This window comes from Pallidibacillus pasinlerensis (assembly GCF_009996845.1).
Classification (GTDB): Bacteria; Bacillota; Bacilli; order Bacillales; family Caldibacillaceae; genus Pallidibacillus; species Pallidibacillus pasinlerensis.
Map to the genome: position 1 here is coordinate 1 of NZ_JAACYS010000172.1, position 348 is coordinate 348.

1 pseudogene is annotated in these 348 nt (G+C 39.7%); it reads left to right on the plus strand.

Annotated elements, in window-relative coordinates:
• Window positions 1–317, plus strand: a pseudogene (locus GW534_RS16065) (DDE-type integrase/transposase/recombinase); the annotation flags it as partial.
• Window positions 318–348 lie beyond the last annotated feature (31 nt).

The window sequence follows — 348 nt, forward strand, 5'->3', positions numbered from 1 at the left end:
TAAAACAAGTGATTGGACTGACAAATGAAGATCCCGTTTCAACGGAGTTTAGACCACTAAAACAAATTATTGAGCGATTAAATCGAACGTTTAAAGGCAATTATCGCTCTACACATGGATTCGGTTCAGAAAAAGGCTCGGTATCGTTTGTCACACTGTTTGTGGCTTACTTTAACTTTTTACGACCTCACGCAAGTTTAGAAGGAAAAGTACCAGTCACAAATCCAGAACTACTAGGTCTTCCAACCATGCCAGCGCGTTGGACAAAATTGATCGAATTAGCTCAACAGTGGATTCGAGAACAACGAATAGCTTAAATTTCGCTTTAGCTGAGCCCTTAAAAGAGAA